Source organism: Sphingomonas sp. CCH9-E2 (genome assembly GCF_001557215.1).
Lineage (GTDB): Bacteria > Pseudomonadota > Alphaproteobacteria > Sphingomonadales > Sphingomonadaceae > Sphingomonas.
This window is the reverse complement of sequence record NZ_LSJM01000026.1, coordinates 1-4,640: the sequence shown is the minus strand read 5'-3', so window position 1 is coordinate 4,640 and position 4,640 is coordinate 1. Positions and strand designations below refer to the sequence as shown.

At 68.7% G+C, this 4,640-nt stretch carries 5 protein-coding genes; all 5 read left to right on the top strand.

Translation table 11 applies throughout. From position 1 onward, the window contains the following. A partial coding sequence (locus AX681_RS01290) for a CoA transferase (protein ID WP_197424206.1) occupies nucleotides 1-280 on the top strand: 280 nt, incomplete at its 5' end. Then, complete coding sequence (locus AX681_RS01285) at nucleotides 277-1,239, top strand: CoA transferase (protein WP_066656476.1); 963 nt, start codon at nucleotides 277-279, stop codon at nucleotides 1,237-1,239. The genes AX681_RS01290 and AX681_RS01285, both read left to right, overlap by 4 nt. Next, nucleotides 1,236-2,405 (top strand): CaiB/BaiF CoA transferase family protein, encoded by a 1,170-nt coding sequence (locus AX681_RS01280; protein WP_066656479.1) that lies wholly within the window; start codon nucleotides 1,236-1,238, stop codon nucleotides 2,403-2,405. The genes AX681_RS01285 and AX681_RS01280 overlap by 4 nt, the downstream gene beginning before the upstream one ends. Continuing rightward, nucleotides 2,402-3,649 carry a CaiB/BaiF CoA transferase family protein gene (locus AX681_RS01275; RefSeq protein ID WP_156442569.1) on the top strand — a complete coding sequence of 416 codons (1,248 nt, stop codon included), beginning with the start codon at nucleotides 2,402-2,404 and terminating at the stop codon, nucleotides 3,647-3,649. The genes AX681_RS01280 and AX681_RS01275 overlap by 4 nt, the downstream gene beginning before the upstream one ends. Then, nucleotides 3,649-4,640 (top strand): hypothetical protein (locus tag AX681_RS01270; protein WP_156455976.1); only part of this gene is annotated, 992 nt, incomplete at its 3' end. The genes AX681_RS01275 and AX681_RS01270, both read left to right, overlap by 1 nt.

Sequence of the window (4,640 nt, the reverse complement as noted above, 5' to 3'; positions counted from 1 at the left end):
CCGGCTCGCCGCGCTCGGCATCCCGGCCGAGCCGGTCAATGACGGGCGCGACGTCTTCACCGACCCTGAGCTGATCGAACGCGGCCATTACCAGCCGGTCACGCACAGCAAGCTGGGCGACACCGAGATTCCCGGCCCGCCGCTGCGCTTTTCCGACAGCGACATCCGCGTCGGCCCGCCGCCCAATCTGGGCGAGCACAACCATGCGGTGTTCGTCGACCTGCTCGGCATGAGCGAGGCCGAAGTCCGCGACCTCACCGACGCGGGAGCGCTCGCATGATGCTCGCGCATCTCACCATCGTCGATCTTACCGAAGGTCTGGGCGAACTCGCGGGCCGGATGCTCGCCGAACTCGGCGCGCGGGTCGTGCGGGCCGAGCCGGGCGACGCGGCATGGGACCATGGCAAGCACACCGGCGACACCGAAGCGCTGCTCGCCACTGCCGATATCGTCTTCCGCAATCCCGGCCGCGACCATGACGCGATTGCCGCAGCCAACCCCAAGCTGATCGACGTGCTGGTCGCGCCGTTCCTGCCCGGCGGGCCCAATGACGGGCGGCCGGAGACCGACCTGACGTTGATGGCCCGTTCCGGCCTGATGACGATCATCGGCGACCCGGATCGTGCGCCACTGACTCTGCCCGGGGAACAGGCCTATGCGTTGGCGGGCATTCAGGCGGTGATCGGCGCGCTGACCGCACTCCATGCCCGCGCGGCGAGCGGCAAGGGCCAACTGGTCGAAGTGTCCGCCTATCAGTCCGCCGTGCTGGCCAATTATCGCGAACCGCTGACCTGGCAATGGACCGGACGTGTCGGCAACCGCACCGGCAATCTGCTGATCCGCGGCAAGTCCGGCGTGCGGCAGATCTGGCCATGTGCCGATGGCTTCGTCACCTGGGCGCTGGTCGACAACCAGCCGATGATGCGCGGAATGGTCAAGGCGATGGGAGACGCCGCCGGACCGCTGGCCGAAGTCGATTGGGACGCGATTCTCGTCGCCGACATGCCGCGCGAGACTTTGGTCGCGTGGGAAGCGGTGGTCGAGGCCTTCTTCCTCAACCACACCCGCGCAGAACTGGGCGCGATGTCGCAGGTCAACGGGCTGGGCCTGTCATGGATCGACACGCCCGCCGATGCACTGGCGAGCGAACATCTCGCCGCGCGCGGGCTGTGGCGCGATGTCGATGGCGTAAGGCTGCCCGGCAGACTGTGGGTCTCGTCGCTGGAGGACGGACAATGACCGCGCTTTCTGGCCTCAAGGTCGTCGACTTCAGCAAGTTCCTTCCCGGCCCCTATTGCACCTGGATGCTCGCCGATCTGGGCGCGGAAGTGATCCGCATCGAGAACCCGCGCGAGCTGGCCAAGCAGCGCAAGGTATTCGGCTGGGACAAGCTCAGCGACGAAGAAAATGCCCGGCTGCGCGCGCACGACATCCTCGCACGCGGCAAGAAGAGCGTGCTGATCGACCCCGGCAGCGACGATGGGCGCGAGGCGATCCTCAAGCTGATCGATCAGGCCGACATTTTGGTCGAGGATTACCGCCCCGGCGTGATGGCCAGCATGGGTTATGGCTGGCCGGAAATGGCGGCGCGCAACCCGCGGCTGATCTATTGCTCGGTCACGCTGTGCGGGCAGACCGGCCCCTATGCGCGCAAGCCCGGCCATGATCCGGTCGCGCTCGCCATTGCCGGGGCATTGTCGCGGATGGGCGAAGACCCTGACCGCCCGGCCTTTCCCGGCGTGCCGGTTGCCGATCTGCTGAGCGGGTCGAACGCCGTCATCGGCATCCTCGCCGCCGTCATCGCGCGCGCGACCACGGGCCGGGGGCAGCAGGTCGATATCGCCATGTCCGACGCCTCGCTGGCGCTGATCGCCAACATCCTGTCGCGCAACCCGGACCTGGCCAAAGCACCACCCAAGGGGATGCACCGCGCCGACAGCGGCATCTGGCGCTGCGCCGATGGCGAATGGCTGGTGACGACCGATATGGAGCCGCGTTACTGGCGCATCTTCGTCGAGACGATCGGCCTGCCCGACCTTGCCGACAAGCAGATGGATCGCGCCAACTGGCCCGCGATGAAGGACCGCATTGCGCAAGTCATGGCGACGAAACCGCGCGACGAATGGCTCGCCATCCTCGACGCGGCGGGAACGCAGTTCGCGCCGATCCTGACCGTCGCGGAGGCGATGGAAGACCCGCACAATCACGCGCGCGGGATGATCCTCGATCTGCCCGCGCCCGGCGGCAGGACGGTACGCCACACCGGCTGCCCGATCCGGCTTTCCGACACTCCCGCCAGCCCCGCCGCCGTCGCCCGCCCAGCGGGTGCCGATACGGCCGAGGTGCTGGCGGAGCTTGGCTACACCGCGGCACAGGCCGCTGCACTTGAAGGACGACTCCCGTGACCGAAGCCACCCGCGAACGCCCGCTTGAAGGGCTGCGCGTCATCGACCTGACCCGCGCGCTTGCCGGACCCTATGCGACGTTGCTGCTCGCCGGGCTGGGGGCGGAGGTGATCAAGGTCGAGGACCCCAAGGGTGGCGATCTCGCGCGCGACAACAGCCCCTATGTCGGCCGCGACGGCATCACCGTCGAGCGCAAGCATGACGACGATGTGTCGATCAGCCACCTGACCCGCGCGCGGGGCAAGCTCGGCGTCTCGCTTAATCTCAAATCTCCCGAGGCGAAGGAGGTCTTCCTCGACCTCGTCCGCACCGCCGACATCGTGGTCGAGAATTTCACCGCCGGCACCGCCGACCGGCTGGGCGTCGGATATGAAGCCGCCAGGGCCGCCAATCCGCGCATCGTCTACTGCTCGCTCTCCGGCTTCGGCGCGACCGCGCCGGAGGGGGGCAAGGCGATGGACATCATCATCCAGGCACTGTCGGGGGCGATGTATGCCAGCGGCGGGCCGGGCGAGCCGCCGGTGCGCATCGGCATCCCGATCGCCGACATGCTCGCGCCGGTCTTCTCGGTAATCGGCATTCTTTCGGCGCTCGAACAGCGCCACCGCACCGGGATCGGCCAGCATATCGACGTGTCGATGCTCGGCGCGCTGACCAGTTTCGTCGCGATCGAGAATTGGTCGGCGATGGCCGCAGCGGGGATGCAGGCGCGCACCGGCCTGACCGTCCAGCGCCTCTCACCCTTCGGCGTGTTCGAATGCGCCGACGGCTATGTCGCGGTGGTGGCGGTGCATGAGAAGCTGGCGCAGGGCCTGTTCCGCGCAATGGGGCGCCCCGAGCTGTCGGACGATCCGCGCTTCGCCAATCGCGACAGCCGCGTTGCCAATGCGGTGGTGCTGGAGGAGACGATCAATGCGTGGTCGCGTCAGCACCGGGTCGAGGACGTGGTTGCCGCACTGGAGGCGCAGGGCGTCCCCGTCGCTCCCGTTCGCCACCCGGAAGACGCACTGGACGATCCCCGCGTAGTCGCGCGGCACGAAGCGGTGCCGGTCGCGCACCCGAGCTACGGCTCCCAGGTCGATCTGCGTACCGCCGGCATTCCGATCGTGTTTTCGGGTGCGGACACCGGCTTTGACGACGTCACGCCGATCTTGGTCGGTGAACACAACGACCGCGTGCTCGCCACGACGCTGGGCTATGATGCAGAGCGTATCGCCGCGCTGCGCGCGCGGGGCGTGATCTGATGCAGAATGCCGCAGCGCAGCTGATCGCAGCGTGCGACGATCCCGGCGCGGTGGCGGCGCGGCTGCGGGCCGAGGAACAGGCAGTGATCCGCGTGCTGGGGCAGGACGCGCCCTATGCGCTGCTGCGCGCTGCGGTACGCGCGCCGGTGCGCATGGTCCCCCGCCCCGGCCCGACGCCCGACGCCGATACACTGGCGGGCGACGGCACGCTGTCGCAGCGCGGCCGGTCGCTGCTGCAGCAGATTGTCGCCGACGCAAGCGGCACGCCGCTGCTGTTCACGCATGCGGATAGCGAGTTGCCGCAGCTGTTCGCGACGGTCCGCGACCTGATCCGTGCCGGCGATATCGCCGCACGACCGATTCATATGCTCGATCTCGCCCATCAGCCGCGCGAGTCCAGCCGGGCCTATAACGCCGCACGCGTTGCCCAGCTGGTGGACTGGCTCGGCGGGGTCGATGCCGAGCGCCTTGCTGGCTGTGCCGCCGAAGAGCGCGCGCGTCCGGCGGCGATGCAGCACCTGTCGGGCGTGCTGCGGATCGCGGCGATCGGTGCGGCCCACGCGCTTCGGCCTGCAGAGTGGCTGGAACTTGTGCAGCTGGCGGGGGACGATGCAGCTGGTGAGCCGGTGTTCGTCCTGGGCTCCCCGCACTTCTCGACCGCCCGCGCCCGCGATCTTGCCGCGCGTGGCCTTGAGGCAAAGTCGGATGATCAGGACTGGGGCGACCCATTGGTCGCTGGCTGGGCCGAGAGTCCCGCGACGCTTGTCGGCCTGTCCGATCCGATGCGCCTTGTTCCGCGCAAACTGTTGCCGGCCACTGAGCGCGCCGCTGCAGCGACCGCGCGGATGCAGGCGCTGGGCATCGCGCGTGCGATCATTGTGGAATCCGTCGGTGACGAGGCCGCCGCATGGGATGCGGGCTATTTCGCGCACACGCTCGAAAGCGCTGGGTTCGCGGTGGAGCGCATCGGCGCACCGCCGCCCCCTGCCCC